This window comes from Bradyrhizobium sp. BR13661 (genome assembly GCF_029892425.1).
Classification (GTDB): domain Bacteria; phylum Pseudomonadota; class Alphaproteobacteria; order Rhizobiales; family Xanthobacteraceae; genus Bradyrhizobium.
Genome location: NZ_JARXWB010000024.1, coordinates 115,129 through 131,292, shown reverse-complemented (window position 1 = coordinate 131,292; position 16,164 = coordinate 115,129). Strand labels below are relative to the sequence as shown.

At 64.9% G+C, this 16,164-nt stretch carries 13 protein-coding genes and 1 pseudogene; all 14 read right to left on the bottom strand.

Features of this window, described 5'->3' with window-relative positions:
- Window positions 1–579 precede the first annotated feature (579 nt).
- Window positions 580–814: pseudogene (locus M2427_RS30850) on the bottom strand (hypothetical protein); the annotation flags it as partial.
- A gap of 15 nt (window positions 815–829) precedes the next feature.
- Entirely contained in the window at window positions 830–1,756 is a 927-nt protein-coding gene (locus M2427_RS30845; RefSeq protein WP_021078645.1) for a zincin-like metallopeptidase domain-containing protein, read from the bottom strand.
- Window positions 1,757–2,103: 347 nt separating this feature from the next.
- Window positions 2,104–2,691 (bottom strand): hypothetical protein, encoded by a 588-nt coding sequence (locus tag M2427_RS30840; protein ID WP_021078646.1) that lies wholly within the window; start codon window positions 2,689–2,691, stop codon window positions 2,104–2,106.
- A 521-nt stretch (window positions 2,692–3,212) separates the two neighbouring features.
- Complete coding sequence (locus M2427_RS30835) at window positions 3,213–3,575, bottom strand: hypothetical protein (RefSeq protein ID WP_021078647.1); 363 nt, start codon at window positions 3,573–3,575, stop codon at window positions 3,213–3,215.
- 432 nt (window positions 3,576–4,007) lie between these two features.
- Window positions 4,008–4,880 carry a hypothetical protein gene (locus M2427_RS30830; protein ID WP_021078648.1) on the bottom strand — a complete coding sequence of 291 codons (873 nt, stop codon included), beginning with the start codon at window positions 4,878–4,880 and terminating at the stop codon, window positions 4,008–4,010.
- Complete coding sequence (locus tag M2427_RS30825; protein ID WP_021078649.1) at window positions 4,877–5,350, bottom strand: hypothetical protein; 474 nt, start codon at window positions 5,348–5,350, stop codon at window positions 4,877–4,879. Before M2427_RS30825 ends, M2427_RS30830 begins: the two co-directional genes overlap by 4 nt.
- A gap of 91 nt (window positions 5,351–5,441) precedes the next feature.
- Window positions 5,442–7,112 carry a ParB N-terminal domain-containing protein gene (locus tag M2427_RS30820; RefSeq protein ID WP_021078650.1) on the bottom strand — a complete coding sequence of 557 codons (1,671 nt, stop codon included), beginning with the start codon at window positions 7,110–7,112 and terminating at the stop codon, window positions 5,442–5,444.
- Window positions 7,113–7,353: 241 nt separating this feature from the next.
- On the bottom strand, window positions 7,354–12,450 hold the full coding sequence (locus M2427_RS30815; RefSeq protein WP_280710578.1) for a helicase-related protein: 5,097 nt from the start codon (window positions 12,448–12,450) through the stop codon (window positions 7,354–7,356).
- A gap of 108 nt (window positions 12,451–12,558) precedes the next feature.
- Window positions 12,559–12,753, bottom strand: coding sequence for a hypothetical protein (locus M2427_RS30810; RefSeq protein ID WP_021078652.1), 195 nt, complete (start codon window positions 12,751–12,753; stop codon window positions 12,559–12,561).
- A gap of 18 nt (window positions 12,754–12,771) precedes the next feature.
- Complete coding sequence (locus tag M2427_RS30805; protein WP_021078653.1) at window positions 12,772–13,377, bottom strand: DUF1419 domain-containing protein; 606 nt, start codon at window positions 13,375–13,377, stop codon at window positions 12,772–12,774.
- Window positions 13,378–13,623: 246 nt separating this feature from the next.
- Window positions 13,624–13,932, bottom strand: a complete 309-nt coding sequence (locus M2427_RS30800) for a DUF4326 domain-containing protein (protein WP_021078654.1) — start codon at window positions 13,930–13,932, stop codon at window positions 13,624–13,626.
- A 226-nt stretch (window positions 13,933–14,158) separates the two neighbouring features.
- Window positions 14,159–14,557: a hypothetical protein gene (locus M2427_RS30795; RefSeq protein WP_021078655.1), complete on the bottom strand. Its 399-nt coding sequence runs from the start codon at window positions 14,555–14,557 to the stop codon at window positions 14,159–14,161.
- A gap of 172 nt (window positions 14,558–14,729) precedes the next feature.
- On the bottom strand, window positions 14,730–15,617 hold the full coding sequence (locus tag M2427_RS30790; RefSeq protein ID WP_021078656.1) for a DUF3991 and toprim domain-containing protein: 888 nt from the start codon (window positions 15,615–15,617) through the stop codon (window positions 14,730–14,732).
- 202 nt (window positions 15,618–15,819) lie between these two features.
- The gene (locus M2427_RS30785) at window positions 15,820–15,996 is read right to left on the bottom strand and encodes a hypothetical protein (RefSeq protein WP_021078657.1); all 177 of its coding nucleotides are present in this window, start codon (window positions 15,994–15,996) and stop codon (window positions 15,820–15,822) included.
- Between the last annotated feature and the right edge of the window lie 168 nt (window positions 15,997–16,164).

The window sequence follows — 16,164 nt, the reverse complement described above, 5'->3', positions numbered from 1 at the left end:
CGCGCCCACCGCAGCCTCGATGGCTGGCTACAGACCGGAGGCGATCGACCCGCACCCCGCAGGGGCCGGCACGCAGTAGAGGGCAGCCAAGCCACAACTTTCTTGATTTCCGCGAGGAATGGACGCGCAGCGGCCAGGGGAAGAAAGTCGTGGCCGGATGTTGCGGGGATAAGAGCGAGGCGGAGCAAAGCGACGACGGCCTTCGGTCAGACATGCCAAATCGAGGACGCCGTGGGCGAGACTGATGAAACGGCCGGGTGACACGACAGCGACCTTCGGGGCCAGGGCGACGGACGCGCATTTAACCAACAGCGGACACCTCACAACGTTTCAAGCCCCGCTGGTCGAGACCTCGACTGAAAATGAACGACCGCGCCGCTTCTCCATCAGGCGTCAGGGCGCGGCCTATCAAACGAGACTGCGGATGGGAGCGACGTTCGCTCGATAGAGCGACGACCCGTTAGCGCCGGAACGCGCCCCCGAAGGAAGTTTCGGTAAGGCCGCGTATCGGGTCACGACATTTACGGGAGGAGAACCCCGGCGAGAACCGCAAGGGCGAGGCCGGTTCACGGCACGCACGGGGATGGATGCCCCGCGCTGGCCGCGAGCGGCGCTGATCAGATTCTCGCGAATGTCGCCCCGCCGATACGATGCAGACAGGAAAGGGCAATACATTCGGCGATGTCAGCGAGGCGAGGTGATCGTAAACGACGGTCGGCCTTCAGCCGGTGTCTGCGAAGACCGCATAGTCTGGCATCGGATCGATGATGCCGTGCGCGGCCATAGGAGCGAGGGTTGTGGACTGGACGATCGCCACGCTGTCTGCTCATCATGCAGCCTCCCCGACCTCGAACGCCTTCGGTTGAAGGCCGTGCAGATAGGCAACAGCGCGTTGCGCATGCGCGGCCGCCGCGAAGATGAAGCGCTTCTCGTTTGACATGACCTCCATCCAGGACGCGAGGTAGCTCGCGTGATCCGGGCGCGGTTCGAGTTCGGGCACGATGCCGAGGTCCGCGCACAGGAAGCAACTCCCGAGTTCCGCGATCAGTTCCTCGCGCGCGCGCTCGCTACGGTCCTTGCCGTAGCGGCTGAGGTCGCGGTTGACACGGTGGGAAGGAGCGGTCCAGTGAACGGTTTCATGCGCTCGGACGGCGACATACGACTCCGCGTCGCGAAAACTTTCGAGCGGTGGCATCTGGATGTGATCGGAGGAGGGCGCATAAAACGCCATTATGCCGCCATGTCGGACGACAGCGCCGGTGTTAGCGAAGAACGCGTCGGCGTGCGCGTTGCGCTCGATCGGCGTCGAGACCGTCGCCGGCCGACCGTAATAGTGCTCAGGCAGGCCATCGATCTGATCGACGCAGAAGACGGTATAGGCCTTGAGGAACGGGACATCGCGCTCGACCTCATCGCCATTGCCGTCCGTCTCGGTCTTTGTGAACCGACTGGCGTAAACCACAACGCTGCCCGTCTCGCCTTTGCGGACGTGGCCGCCCAGTTCGGCCGCCTGTTTGAAGGTCATCCATGTCGGCGAGGTGAAGCCGCGCGCGACCGCCTCGGACCACAACAGGATGACGTTCACACCGCTATAGGGTTGGCCGTTGTAGCGGAGCGGCCGAGTGATGCGGCCAGCGGTATCGGCGACCGTCCAGGGCTGCGTCCATGGACGAACGCCGCGCTCGAGATCGGCGACAATGCGATCGGTGATGCGCGCGTAGATGTCCGCGCGAGATTTTTCCTCTTTTCGGCTCATGATCATGACCTCCGTTGGAGGCCGCGCCCATCGCGGCCCCGTCACGGGGTCCGCCCGCGCAGGACTGGGAGGTCCGCGCACCCGGATCGGTGCGGATCGCAGAACCAGGATTTTGTTGGGAGGGCCGCAACGCAGTGGAGGACGGCGGAGCCGTTGCGGGGACAAACCAGCCGAAGCAGGACCATCACCCGGGACGGGGCCGCGATGGGTGTCGGCTGGTCTTCTCTTTTCTATTGGTTTTCAGATTGCAGCGCCGCCGCCGCGCGTGACATGCGAAAAGGCCGGCCCGCGAGGACCGGCCTTTTCGTCGGGAGTGAAAAGGGCGGGGCCATGCCCCGCCCGAATGGCTAGCCGAAAGACTCCATCTGAAGTTTGGCGGCCTTGCGACCGACGGTCTCGCCGGCGTGCTCGATCTGCCGTTCGAACGGCTTCCAGGTTTCGCCAACGATCTGCTCGTAGGCGGTGACGGCGCCCTCGGCCGCCATGCGGAGCGCGTGGGCCTGGAGGGCCATGTCGGCCGCGAATTCTCGTTTGCGCTGCGCGGCGCTGTCAAAACCAACGGGACCGTCGAGATCTTCGTCGCGGCTGTCGTTGGCAAGCTTGGCGGTCGCGTCACGCGCTTCGGTCACTGCGCGGGAGTAGAACTGGCCGGCGCCGTGGGCCGATCCGACATAGGCGCCGACGATGCGCTGCAGGTGGATTTGCATGGCGCGCTCGCTCAAGCCGTCTTTCAGCGCTTGGGCGGTCTCAATGATGAGCCGTTCGTGGAGGTCACAGATGCCGTCGCTGTCGAGCGTAGCAAGGCCGAAGCTCTCGGAGATGCGGTTGGCCTGCGCGGCGTCGGGACAGGCGAGCCGGACCATCTCGAGCGTGGTGCCGCGGCGGAGCGGAACGACGGCAGCAGATGAGCGAGGAGAACGGGCGGTCTTTGACATGGTGAGGTCCTTTCTCGGTTTCGCCGGGAGAGGCGATCGGCCCGTGCCGGCGCCCCCTCGGGTGCGGTCGCCAAGAACCGGCGCAAGCGGACCGCTTCAAGGGGCGTGGACCGTCAAGGCGAGCATGGTCGGGGTGCGGACAAGCGGGGCCGCAGGCCCTGCGCAGGACGCGGCCTGGCCATGACGAGACGGCGGGCGACGATCGACTGCGACTTGCCCTTGAAGCGGGCCGTCGACGGTTCAGACCGCAGCAAACCCGAGGGGGCGCCGGCACGGGTTGACGCCAAAAGAATGAAGGCCGAGATGACCTGCATCCATGACCAGCCCGGTTTACTGGCGTTCGTCGTGCTCTTCCTCTACCTGCCGCGGCGCGCGAATTGCCCACCTGCACGCCATCTTCGCAGGCTCTGCTCTGGGAGCGCCGGTGGCAGTACGCGGAGAACGGATAGTCGGAGCTCAAGGGTCACTCGGAGAGCCTGGCTTGCGCTGCAGAAGCGCTGGCCGATGAGCCCGCGACATGATTAGCCGTCAATCGTCATGGTGCAGGCTGTTGGTTCCCGATCTCCGAGCGCAGGCTCGATCCCGTGGCGCCGCCGGAACGCCGCAAGCGCGCTCTCTTGCCGCGTGAGCTTGCGAGTCAACGCGTCGATCTCGGCGCGCCGCGTGAGGGCAAGCGCCGCTATATTTTCGCGGAAAGCCCGTTCGTCCGCGCGTGTCCATCTTGAGGTACCACCGCCGGACTGCCGGCGCTTGGTGCAGGACGTGATCGTCATGCGCTCGGCGCGAGCTTCGATCTGCCGTTCAATGATGCCGAGATGACGGCTTGTCTCGAGAAGTGCATTTTCCATGCGCAGGAGTAAGGCCGATTGAGGCGTGAGCGACATCAGAATGCCCTCCATGGCCAGTGGGGAAACGCTGTCCTGTCGGGCGCATACTCGTCGAGGAGCGGGGGACCTGCGCGATCGATGACGGAATGTCGTCGCCCGCGATCGCCCAGTCGATCGAGACCGAATCTGTCCCGGCGGATGTGCGCATCCCGTCCGTGAGGACGCCATGCAGCGCCTCGGCGACATGGCCCTGCAGGTGCGGTGATGAATTGAGCGTTCATGGATGCCTCCTGACTTTTGAGGGCGAAGAAAGGGATGTGTCAGGCGCACGCACCGATAAGCGGACCGCGCACTTCCAGGCGTCGGCGCCCGTGAAATGACGTCGTAGGCGTGGGTGCCAGACGACGAGGCGCGGAATGCCGCGGTCCTCGCCGGCTGTCGCGCGCCATCCGAAGGCGAGGGCGATGAGTTGCCAGGGCATATCGCACCTCACCGATTCCAGCCGATGAAGCTCGACGGACCGTCGTAGAGACGGTGGCGAGCCCCATCAATCACGAAGCCAAAGCGGCCGACGTGATATTCGTCGGACGGAACGAGGTAGCGGCGCTGCTCGGGGGCGGCTCGATCGCCGCCGAGCGTGGCGACGCATTCGGTCATGCCGGCGTGCTGATCGCACCGGATCGCCGAAATCACGATCCAGTCGGATGCGTGATCACGTTCAAAGGCGCGACGATCCTTCTCGTGAGATTCACCGGGCTTGAGGCGCTTTCCTTGGATCGCTTCCCAGGCGTCCGGGTGCCAATCGCGGATGGTCCGATCCGCGCAGCGCCGCTCATAGTCCGTGAACAGCTCCGGAAAGGCCTGCGCCACGGCCGCCCAGGCGCAATCTTCCTCATACCAGCCGCCGCGCGTGCGAAGGCCGGGATGGACCTTCGCGTTATGCTCAGCATCGAGATGGAAGCCGCCATGGCTTGCCGTCGAATAACAGATGACTCCGTCGGCATAGATGGCATGCTGGGAAGTGCCCCATGGAGTCGACGCGCGCGAGGAGACTTCGCGTCGCGCCAAGGCCGTGCGCTGGCGCTGGTGCTCGGCGTTTTCCGCAACACGCGCTCGGAAAGCGGTCTCGTCTTCGACATCACCGCCGTGACCGTAGAAGTCCGAGCGCTTCCATTCTTCCATCGGGCCGCGAAGACGCCAGGCCGACGCCAGGAAGAACCGGCCATCCGAGCCGGGCAACAAGGCAAACGCACGGTCGCCGACCTCGGCCACGAGCAGGCCTTCATGGGTGCGTGCGAACGTGCCCCCCGCCGGAGCACGAGTTCGGTTGTTCGTCGAAGTAGAATCGGCGAACGTGCTCATGCAGCCCTCCCATCGATCGCAGCCGCGGCGACCTCGTCCGTCGTGACGTCTTCCAGCACGGCACCGGGATAGCGGTGCGCCGCGAGCCATGCTTCCGCCGCGGTGCAGTCGGCGGCGAGATAGAGCAGCTCGGCCGCCTCGCCCTCGCGGTCGAGAACACGAACCGAGCCAGGCTTCGGAGGTTCGGTCACGATGAACTTGAGGGCGCAGTTGACCGAGAAGGTCTTGTAGACCCTGAGAACCACGACGCCGGCGCTGCCGAAATCGCCCTGATGCAGCGTGATGCCGGCGAGTAGAAAACAGCTCGGCATATCGCGAGACGGAGTTTTCTTGACCAGTCTCCCGCCGCTGTTGTTGTTTTCCCATGCGGCAAGCTTGCGCTTGAACCGTGCGGGTGGCCTCGGTGTGCCGTCTGAATAGCGAACGATCGAGCCGAGTGGAGCAGACACGTAGATGTGTTGTGCGGACATGATGTCCTCCTGTGGGGTTTGCGAACGAAAGCCGCCGACTCGGGGGAGCCGGCGGCGGGGATTGATCGGATGGAAGGTGAGGTGCGGGTCGCTATTCCGCCGCTTCAGCGTATCCGTCCGCCGGCGGCACGTCCTCGGCCTCGTTGGACTCGTTCAACGCGTCAGCTCCGGACTCCTCGTCGTCTTCGGCGCGGCCGTGTTTGTCGGCCCAAGCGGCGACCTTCTCGGGCGCGGGAGCGAACACCGCGGCCGGATGCACGAACCGGATTTCGGCGTAGTGCTGAACCAGCGCTTCGCGCGTGTCCTTGACCCGTTGGCGCGGAAGCACCGGCGTGTCCTTACACACTGCCTCGATCGCGGTGCGTGACAGGCACGACAGAAAGTCGTCCGTAGCCATGTTCGGCAAGAACGTATCTGCGCCGATAGCGTCACCCGCGATGTGCGCCGCGACGCCGCTGTCCGAGCGATTCTCCCGGCACGACAGCACGTCGATCAGGGTCGCACGCGCGACCTGTTGCAGGGTGTCGCGATCGAAGGCGAGTTTGCCGTCCTCCCCGATCAGTCGCGCGGCGTGTCGGCTAATCTGGGCATAGCCGTCGGCGTTACCGGAGGCGATGGAGACGTTCTGGCCGGCGAACGCCAGCACGAGCAACCCGAGGAGCGTGTCATCCTCGATCGGCGCCCGGGCGAGGGCTTCATGAAGGGCGTCGGTGCGCAGGTCACCAATCATCTCCATGCCCTTGCGCGTCACGTCGGGCCGCGCCTTCGCCGTGGTTTCGATGTCGTCGGCTGCGGCCTCTTCTGTCTCGCCGGCTTTGCCCTTCGCCTTCTTCACCTGCGGCATGCGATAAGCGACGGACTGAATCTGGCCGTCGCGATCGAGATACCAGCCGGTGCAGTCGGACTTCCCCGGCTTGCCCCAGACCCGCTCGGATTTGGCCGGCAGCTTGGGCTGGCCCCACTCGTTCACCTCGATCACCGTGCCGCGCTTCGGCAGATGATTGGTCATCCACTCGTTCTGCGCGCCGAGGAAGGCCTCCACGGCGGTCGTGTAGCGGCTGTCCTCATCGGCCGGCGCGAACAGGTCCTCTACCCATGTGATGCCATAGGCCGTGGCAAGCTCGTCATCGAAGCTCGCGTGGCGGGCATACATGCGCGTTTTGGTGAGCGCGCGGGCGACGTCGTTCCAGGAGACCTGCGGATCGGCCTTCCGCGGCTTGTATTTCTTCCAGACCTCACTCTGCTCGTCGATCGACGCCGCGGCGATGACGCGGAGCTGCGGCTCGCCGGGCATGTCGCCCTTCGCCATCTGGTCAAGCATCGCCGGGAGTACATTCGCGAGCAGCCTGAGCTTGCGGACCTGGCGCGCGGGCAAGGCGAGCGCCAGCGCGATCGACTCCTCGGTCCAGCCGAGCGCCACCAGACGCTCGATCGAGCGCCAGAGGTCGACGGGGTTGAGCGGCTCACGCGCGACGTTTTCGACGAGGGCGCGCATCGCGTCGTGATCTCCGTCGGGGTTCGCGACGAGAACACGGATTTCGGCAAGGTCAGCGGCGATCGCCTGCGCGACGCGACGATGCCCGAAGTGAATCACGTAGCCGTTGCCACCATCGCACTCCGGCAAAATGACGGGCGGCTGCACGATGCCGACGGCCTTGATCGATGCCAGCAGCAACGCATCGGCCTGCAGCGAAGATTTCGAGCGGCGCATCTGATCGGGATTCTCCTTCAGCGCGCGCGGATCGACCATCATCAGTTCCATGGGATGCTCTCCATTTTCAGGGGTTGTGGACCACCCGTTCGGGGTCCTCTCGTCTTCTTCTCGAAGACATCCCTTCGGCCCGCAGGGCGGGCGGAGCGGCGCAACTGCCGCCGAGCATCCCTGCCCGGCAGGCGCGAGCGGGGCGCGAAGCGCCTTGCGAGCGCGCCGCGGCCGGGATCGCGAGACGGTCGGTTGAGCGCCAGCGGCGGCGCTCCGGCTGCTCTGCGAGCAGGTTTCCTGCTCACGCAGCTCTTCGGTTTTCCCCTCCCTTCGTCTGCGCCGCTTCATCGCTGCTGGCCGCGAGATCCGCCTCAACATCCGCAAGCTGCGCGCGCTTGAGATTGAGCTCGGCGGCGAAGGCGTAGGCTTCGCCGACTCGGCCGCGATAGGAGGCAAGGCGCCGCTCGGCTTCGGCAAGACGCCGACGATGGTTCTCCTGCTCACCCCCGAAATTCGTCAGCGGGTGCTCGAGCCGAGCGACTGCGCCGAGCGGCGTCACGGTCATCGGGAGCTCGATCTCGAACTGGGCGCCGGTTCGCTGCAGCATGGTCACGTAGTGATAGCCATCTCGGCCGATACGCTCGCCCTCGAACGTGACGTCGAAGCCGCCGATCGAGGCGATCACCACGCCGTCTTCGTGTTGAAGCTGAACGAGGGTGAGGATCTCCTGCATCAAGGCGCGACCAGCGAGCTTGCGCTCGTCGAAGCGCGTCCCTTTGACGGCCATCGTGAAGGCGTCGCCACCAGTCGGAACGAGACGGGTGATATCCTCAGCAATATCGCCGATGCGGCGCGTCGAGATCTCGATCTCGCGCTCGGCGTCGCGAATTTGCCGCCGGATCGCATGCTGATCGTCGATATGCGCCGCGTGCAGGCGTTCGAGGCGGGCGATCTCGGCCTCAAGTCCCGCCTTCTGCATGAGGCGTGGATCGCCGGACGCGATCGCCTTGGCCATGGCAAACTGGTTGGCCTGGCCTTCGCCCAGGTCCGCGAGGCGCCGCACGCTCGTATCGCCTGACAGCGCGGCGGCGATGAAACGGGCTTTGCGCTCATTGTTTTGCCACATGGTGGCATCGAGGCTGCCAAGCGTGGCATAGGCGAAGATTTCGACTTCGTCATGCTGGTTGCCCTGGCGCACAATACGGCCCTCGCGCTGCTCGATCTGCGAGGGGAGCCACGGCACGTCGAGATGGTGGAGCGCCTTGAGGCGAAGTTGAACGTTAACTCCGGTGCCCATCGTATCGCTCGATCCAAGAAGAATGCGGACCTTGCCGGCATTGAAATCATTAAAGAGACGCTGCTTGGCCTCGGACTTCCTGTGGTCCTGCATGTAGGCGATCTCGGAAGGCGGCACGCCGAGACGCACGAGTTCATCGCGAATCCAGCGGTACGCAGAAAAACCGCGGCTGGCCTCGACGCTGATGGTGCCGAGATCAGAGAAAATGAGCTGGCCGGCGCCGGTTTTGTCGAAGGCCCTGCCGTCCTTCCGCAGATAGGTCACATTGCTGGTCTCTTGCCAGATGCGAAAAGCATTGGCGATGAGGGCGTTGAGCTTGTTGCCCGCTTCGTTCACCTGTCCGGTAACGACGAGGCGCAGGTCGATCGCGGCGTGGCGGCCGTCGGTGATGACGGACAGGAGGATATCGTCGCCTGGTTCCGGCGCGCGGTCCCGCTCCTCGATGGCCTTGATGCGGTCGTCAAGCAGGCGTTGATAGGCCTTGAAGGCGGCTGTCGCCTCGGCCGTGATAATCTGCCGTTTGCCGCAGGCGATCGCGGGCACTTTGACGTAGTCCTTCAGATCGTCGGGCAACACGACATCCGCGAAGGAACGGAACATCGCGATCAGCTCGGGGACGTTGACGAACTGCGCGAAACGCGTGACGGGGCGGTATTTGCCGGAGGGCTGCAATTCAAGCTCGGTCGAGGTGTCGCCGAAGGTCGAGGCCCAGGCATCGAATTCGTGCAGGCCGCGCTCCGCAAGTGCGGCGTGATCCATCAGCCGCTGCACGGTGAACATTTCGCCAAGCGTATTGGTGATCGGGGTGCCCGAGGCCAGGACCAGTGCCCGCCCTGGATTCTTCACATCGAGGAAGCGGGACTTCACATAGAGGTCCCAGGCGCGCTGCGAGCCGTTCGGGTCGACGCCGCGCAAGCTGGTCATATTGGTGGCGAAGGACAGTTTTCTGAACTCCTGCGCCTCATCGACGATGATCTGGTCGATTCCGATTTCGGCGACCGTCAACAAATCGTCCTTGCGCGAGGCCAGCGATTCGAGACGTTCCTGATGACCCTCCTTCATCCGCTCGATGCGCTTGCGCGACAGGCGGTCCTGGCTGTCGACCTTGCCGAGGAGCTCTTCATAGGCCTCCAACTCGTCCTGGATCATCTGCGCCTCAAAGGCGGACGGGACGGGAATGAACTTGAAGGCGCTGTGGGTGATGACGATCGCGTCCCAGCTCGCCGTGGCGGCGCGGCTGAGGAAGCGATGGCGCTTCTCCTTCACGAAATTGGTTTCATCCGCCACGAGGATGCGGGCGTTCGGATACAGGGCGAGAAATTCCCGCGCCGCCTGCGCCAGGCAGTGGCCGGGTACGACGAGCATCGCCTTGTTGACGAGGCCGAGGCGGCGCTGCTCCATGACCGCAGCCGCGATGGACAGCGTCTTGCCGGCGCCGACGGCGTGGGCGACATAGGTGCTTCCCGAAGCGATGATCCGCCAGATCGCCCGCTTCTGGTGCCCATATAGAGAAAAGGCGCCAGAGGCGCCCGGGAGCTGCAGATGATCCCCGTTGAAATGTCGGGGCACGATGTTGTTGAAGGTGTCGTTATAGAGCCGGGCCAACCGATCGGTTCGGTCCGGATCGGACCAGATCCATGACTGAAACGCCGACTTGATCTTGGCGAGTTTGTCTTTCGCTGCCTCCGTCTCGACGGTGTTGAGCACGCGCCGCTCGCTGTCGCCGTCCTTGACCGTGTCGAAGATCTGCGGGATCGACGAGTTGAGCGCGTCTGACAGAAGAAGTCCGGCGTGGCGACGATGGGTGCCCCAGTCGGTGGTGCCGGCGGCGCTCCATTCGAGCTGGCGCGCATTCACGGTCCAGCAGGCGAGCTCGGACGTGTGGTGGATGGTGATGTCGGCATCCATCGTCTCCTTCACGAAGGCGATGATGTCGGCGGCCGGGATCCAGGGGGCACCAAGCCGCGCCGTGATGTCGGATGGACGAAGGTCGGCCGGCTGGACGCGCCCGAGCGCCTCGACGTTACGCGCATAGGCCGGGTCGAGGGCCGCGGCGGCTTCCGCTGTGGCGAGCTTCGAGCGGACCGCACCGGAGAGATAGCCGTCGGCGGTGTGCCACGCGCCGGTCGCGGGATCGCGGAAGATGGCGTCGCCGAGTTCACCGATCACGTCGTCGACGCCGCGGTGCAAAAGCTCCGCGATGTGATCGGGATCGACCGTGCCCCGCTCGTTCAGCACGACGGCGAGCGCGTCGGCGGCAGAGGCGATGACAGGCGCCGGTGGCGGCGCAATCACGCGCTCAGTGAAGATCGGCCCGGGTCTCGCCGTGTTCGTCTCGAGGTCATAGTCTTCGATCGAAGCGACGAGCCAGCAATCCGGGTCATCCGCGAACGGAGCCAGATTGGGCCGGCGGTGCGTCTCGCGCACTTCACCGGTCTCCTCGTCTTCCAGGGACGATACGACCGTGGTGTTGATCGGCCCGAAGTCGCGGACGAAAGAGCTCCAGGCGATGCGCAACCGGACCTGCGCCTGCTTCCACGGATGGTCGGTCTCCTGGCACTTCAAGATCTCGCGCACGGCGTCGCGGATCGGGATCAGCTTGCGAATGATCCGCGCGTGCTTGGCGAAGACGCCGTCGGCATTCCTGCCCTTCTTCACAGGAATGATGACGGTTGTGCCGTCGACCATCTGCATCAAGGCCATGTTCCTGCCGACGAAATAACTTCCTTCACGGATGCTGACGCCGGCGGCGGTTGCGACAACCGTCTGCGTCTCGTCAGCATCGAAGCCGGTTGTCTCCGGGTCGCCGTCGTAGATGGCATCCGGAAGATGGAGGATGGTGGCGGTAAGCGCGTCTTCGAGCACGACCGTCGGGCGCGGTACGCAAGTGTACGTCTCACCGTAGGGGCCAGACGCGAGTGCATGCTCACCGAGCACCATATTCGGATGTTCCGCGAAATGGCGGTTCACCCGGATAGCGCCCTCATGCTCCGTTGCGGGATGGATTTCGGCGTGATCGAGCCAGGCGTCGGCGCCGGGAGCATCGCCATCGCGGCGCTTTCGGAAGAAGAGGATATCGACGCCAACGTCGGTGCCGGCGTCGGCGCGGAAGCTGCCCTCGGGCAGCCGGACGGCACCGACAAGATCGGCCGTTCCGGCGATGTGCTCGCGCGCGGACGCGTCCGCTTTGTCCATCGTGCCATGCGATGTGACGAAAGCGGCGAGACCTCCGGGCTTCAGCCGGTCGATCGCCTTGACGATGAAATAATCGTGCAGCCGAAGGCCGAGGGACCGGAACACCCGGTCGCTGCGCACCGTGCGATCGGAAAACGGCGGATTGCCGATCGCGAGATCAAAGTGCTGGGGGAGTTCGGTTCGTGCGAAGTCCTGGTTGATGATGTTGGCGCGAGGATGCAGCAAGGCTGCGATGCGCGCGGTGACCGGATCGAGCTCGACGCCGGTGAGATAGCACGCCGCGCGTAGTTTCTCGGGCATCAGCGCCGAAAACAGGCCCGTGCCGATACCAGGCTCGAGCACACGTCCGCCACGAAAGCCGAGCCGCGTCACGCCGGCCCAGACCGCGCGCACAATGTATTCGGGCGTGAAATGGGCGTACTGGGTGCAGCGGGCGAGCGAGGCGTAGTCCCCCGCGCCGACCGCCGATTCCAGCCCCGCGCCGATCTCCTCCCAACCGTGGCGGAAATCATCGTCGCCCGGGCGCCTGAAAACGCCATTGGCGAGTTCGGATGCGCCGAAGCCGGTGAAGCGAATGAGCTGCGCCTGTTCGGCGGCGGTGGCGGGACGCTGATCGCCTTCGATCACGGCCGCAAGGCGGATGGCGGAGAGATTGTCGCGCGCCCGATCGCGCCAAGATCTGGCAAGGCCCCGCGTTCCAGCGAGGTAGAACGTCTCGCCCCTAGCTCGGCTGGTGGGTCGATCAGCGGACGGTTCTATACGCGCGACCGCCGGAGGGTGCGGCGCATCACCGTCGTCGCCGTCCGTTTCAAGGGTGGATGGAAAGGCCGTGACGCCAAGGTCGAGCCCCGAAGAGAGCGACGTGTTGCCGAAGAGATCAAGCGTAAACGGATCGTGTTGCGCCATGAAAGGCTCCTGTCGAACGGGCGCACGCGAACGTCCCGCCGGCAGCAGGCCCGGCAGGCGACGCGATTGCGTGAAGGTGAGGGGTGAAGGATCGGCTCTGAGCGGACGTCAGAGCCGGAACGTGCGGACGAGATGCTTATGCCTGGCCTGGCAGGCCAGCATTTCGGAATAAAAGCGCTTGCGCGCCTGCTTCAGCGCCGGATCATGGCGGTGTTGTTTTGCGATCCGCGATCGCGCAGCGCGCACGACGGCACGCCAAGGGGCGTGAACGTAAACTCCGAGGCGGGAGTAGGTCGCTTCCATGGACGGACCCCCTCTCGCTCACGCTGCGACCGGCTGTGGCAAATGACGCAGCTGCACGGGGAGCTTGGCGGATACTTCGTCGTCCGTGAGGTCGTCGAGCAGTTTCAGGACGGTGCCTCGATCACCGCCATAGACCAGAACGGTTCGCTTGCCGCGCATAGCGGCAGGCCAGCGCTCGCCTGCATAGCCGCGATAATCGTCATGCGTGCACGACCAGATGTGCTCAAGCCGTTCTTCGCGGGTCATGGCGCGCACCGGCCGCGTCTCGCGATCGACGATCGCGGCCTTCATGCGATCGGGCGAGCCGCGATCGGAAAGGTCGCAATAACCGTGAAACCACCGGGTGCAGCCATCGATTGAGAGCGCGAAGAAGACACTGGTGACGCTGCCGGTCATATATTCGCTGAGCGCGAACATGTCACCGCGCATGAACAGCGGCGGCAGGATGTCGAGCATATACTCGTAGTCGCACTCGGCGATCTCGAACCACTCGCCGGCGAACAGATCGCCCGCATCGCCGTCGGCCAAGGCGGGTGCGCCGCGATGACGGTTGAACATGTGGTGCATCTCGTGGCGCGACGCGACGCCTTCGAAAATCTTGCGGATTGCGGATGAGGTGTGCATGAGCGGCTCCTGGCCTGTTGCGGCTGAAGCGCGGGCGATCCGCCTGATCCCCTCATCACTTCAGTCCTTCGTCACACCTCTCGGGCGGCCGCCTCTCCGGTCCGACGGGTCAAGGGCCGCGGAACGCGGGCGAAGCTTCACCCTTGACGCGCCGGCCGGGCATGCGGCAGCGGGGTTTTTTGTCCTTTCTCCCATTCTCTCTTCCCTCCTTCACGCGCGGGACCGGACAAGACAGTGGTTGTGCGCTCACGCCGCCACCTTGACGCGCCGCCACCAAGCGATCCGCTCATCGCGCGTCGCATTGGCGAGCCGCAGCAGCAGATCGCCGTGACACGGTCGCGGCGCGCACCAGCAGACGAGATCGCGCCCCCGCAACTCGTCCAGTGCGCGCAAGAGCTGATGCTGATCCGCAAGCCAGCGCTCGTATTTTGCTATCACTGCTGAGCGATCGCCGTCGGGACCGATCCGGAACGGATTGCCCCACTTGCTGCCGCGCCCGATATAGACCGCGCCCGCGGGCACGCCTGCGTGATGCTTGTTGAGAACCCTGCACATCGACAGCGCCTTTCGATCTCCGTTGCGGTGGACGCTTCGCAGGACGGGTTCAACGAGGGTCACCGATCGCGTGTCGCGATGGGAAACGGCTTGCCCGTTGACTGGAGAGCCGCCGCGTCCAGCACGTCCGCGACCGATACGGAGATCGCCATGCGCGATTCGGCAGGGTTTGCAGATACGACAAGCGCGCTCGCTGCGCCGTCAGGCGGAGCGCGCATGAGCCTCGTCAGTCCGGGTCGCGGGAGCCGGCGAGTATTGCCTCCGCCTTGGCAATCGCCGGCTGCGCGCGCTCGAGCCGGAAGGCGCGGTCGAGTTGCTCGGTGTCGCTTTGGCTCGCGAGAACCTTGACGAGGCCGAGCAGCACCTCAAGGTGCAACGCGATGCGCTGCGGCGTCTCGACATAGTGAGCGGGAATCGGCTGTGCGGCTCCGGTGTAGGCGGCATTCTCGCCAGACCAGATGCCCGTCACATAGGTCTCGCCGGCGGACTCGTAGTCGCGTTTTTCGTCAGACCATTCGTCGTCGTCGACAGCGAGGCGACAAGCCTCTTCCATCGTCGCGGCCTCGTAGGTCTGCTGGCGATAGACCGGCAGGCGATAGGTCGTCTCAATCGTGAAAGAAGGCATGGTTGGCCCTTCCCTTTGGGTGTTGCAAACACCCTCGGGCGGCCGCATCTGCGGTCCGGCGGGTCAAGGGCCGCGGAACGCGGGCGCAGCTTCCCTTGACGCGCCGGGCGGGCATGCGGCACGGACCTATGCCTACCCTTGGCGTCCTCCTTCGCCCCCGCTGTTGCCCGCCTCACGCGGCGCAAAGGTCTTCGTTCCAATCGTCGGCGCGCGGCCGGGATCGTGCAAAACGGGATCCGGTTTCCTCCGCGATCGACCGAATTCGCCCGGCATACACCTCGCCCTGCCGATTGTTATCGGTCGCGGCCACCAGCAGCACGTTGGCGCGCCCAGCCAAGGCCCGGATTGCGTCCTCCGTCGCCGGAGCCCATCCGCCTCCCGTGCTGACGTAGAGCGTGTCATCACGCAGTTTTTCGAGCGCAGCTAGGCTCATGGCGTCGACCGCCGCTTCGGTCACGCAGACGCGTGCGCAATCGGAAGCACCGAGGCGAAACAGCTCCTTGGCGCCGCCGGTCGCAAAGCCGCGCCAGCTCGGGCCGCGCTCTTCCCAGCCGGTGACGGTGTCGCGGGAATCTGTGTGCGCCGCCCACATGCTGCCATGCGGACCCTCCCGAAGCCGGCCATGGGCAACAATACCGGCGATGATGCGATCGGGGATGTGCCGTTCGTCGGTCAGATAACGCCAGGTCGGGGAGCCGGGCCGAGGCACAAAGCGATGTCGCCAACGGACCGCGATCGAGCCAATCGCCTTCGGCTTGGCAGGACGTTGCCAGACCGGTGCGCTCGGGATGAAGCCGACGACATCAGCGACACGATCGCACGCGTCGGTGAAGCCGGCGGCACCGAGGTGCTCGGCGAGCGAAAACACGTCCCCTTTTGCGGTCGACAGCGGATCAAACCAGCCGCGGCCGTCATGGATGACAATCACGATCTTGCTGTCGCGTCGATATTTGATCGCGCGGCGGGTGCTTTCCTTGATGTCGACTTTCCAGCCTTCTTTTTCGAGCAGGGCCGCGCAGCCGACCTTTTCGCGCAACCCTTCGATTTCTCTTTTGTTCATCTTCCTTCACCGGACTCGCGCAGGCAAGTCCGCCCTCTCTTGCGTTGGTCTTTCTTGCTCCTAGCCTTGCGGAACGTTCCTGACCGGCCGCGAAGCCTGCCGAATGCAAGGGCGCGCTGACCAACGGTCAATTGCCGCATCTGGTGCGCGGCGAAGCCTCCCTTGCAGCCGGCAAGGCGCCAGCGGCAGCCGGTCACCCGGCTCAATGAGCCGGGGTCCACGGGTCGTATTCATGAAGGATGGCGTCCTGTTCGCCGTCGTATTCGCTGGAGACCATGACGCCGAATTCGTTCTCAGCTTGGAAAAGGATGACCGGCACCAGCAGCGTGCGGGCCAAGTCGAATGCATGGTGCTGAGCGAGCGTGAGATTGTGCGACATTGAAAGGCTCCCGTCTTGCGGCGGGGACCATCCCCGCTCGACAGGCGCCGAAGTGTTCGGGGGCGGCTGCGGTCACCTCGCAGGCGAAGCCGAAGAGGTCGCACGCTTGCGTAGCGAACCCCTTGCGGGTTGATCGTGGAAGGCCGCGCTTGAACCAAGGAAAGCCCA

What these genes read in the sequence shown, in the direction of transcription:
- M2427_RS30845 (WP_021078645.1), bottom strand. Translation starts at nt 1,756, where the DNA reads ATGAGCCGAAAAGAGGAAAAATCTCGCGCGGACATCTACGCGCGCATC.
- M2427_RS30840 (WP_021078646.1), bottom strand. Translation starts at nt 2,691, where the DNA reads ATGTCAAAGACCGCCCGTTCTCCTCGCTCATCTGCTGCCGTCGTTCCG.
- M2427_RS30835 (WP_021078647.1), bottom strand. Translation starts at nt 3,575, where the DNA reads ATGTCGCTCACGCCTCAATCGGCCTTACTCCTGCGCATGGAAAATGCA.
- M2427_RS30830 (WP_021078648.1), bottom strand. Translation starts at nt 4,880, where the DNA reads ATGAGCACGTTCGCCGATTCTACTTCGACGAACAACCGAACTCGTGCT.
- M2427_RS30825 (WP_021078649.1), bottom strand. Translation starts at nt 5,350, where the DNA reads ATGTCCGCACAACACATCTACGTGTCTGCTCCACTCGGCTCGATCGTT.
- M2427_RS30820 (WP_021078650.1), bottom strand. Translation starts at nt 7,112, where the DNA reads ATGGAACTGATGATGGTCGATCCGCGCGCGCTGAAGGAGAATCCCGAT.
- M2427_RS30815 (WP_280710578.1), bottom strand. Translation starts at nt 12,450, where the DNA reads ATGGCGCAACACGATCCGTTTACGCTTGATCTCTTCGGCAACACGTCG.
- M2427_RS30810 (WP_021078652.1), bottom strand. Translation starts at nt 12,753, where the DNA reads ATGGAAGCGACCTACTCCCGCCTCGGAGTTTACGTTCACGCCCCTTGG.
- M2427_RS30805 (WP_021078653.1), bottom strand. Translation starts at nt 13,377, where the DNA reads ATGCACACCTCATCCGCAATCCGCAAGATTTTCGAAGGCGTCGCGTCG.
- M2427_RS30800 (WP_021078654.1), bottom strand. Translation starts at nt 13,932, where the DNA reads ATGTGCAGGGTTCTCAACAAGCATCACGCAGGCGTGCCCGCGGGCGCG.
- M2427_RS30795 (WP_021078655.1), bottom strand. Translation starts at nt 14,557, where the DNA reads ATGCCTTCTTTCACGATTGAGACGACCTATCGCCTGCCGGTCTATCGC.
- M2427_RS30790 (WP_021078656.1), bottom strand. Translation starts at nt 15,617, where the DNA reads ATGAACAAAAGAGAAATCGAAGGGTTGCGCGAAAAGGTCGGCTGCGCG.
- M2427_RS30785 (WP_021078657.1), bottom strand. Translation starts at nt 15,996, where the DNA reads ATGTCGCACAATCTCACGCTCGCTCAGCACCATGCATTCGACTTGGCC.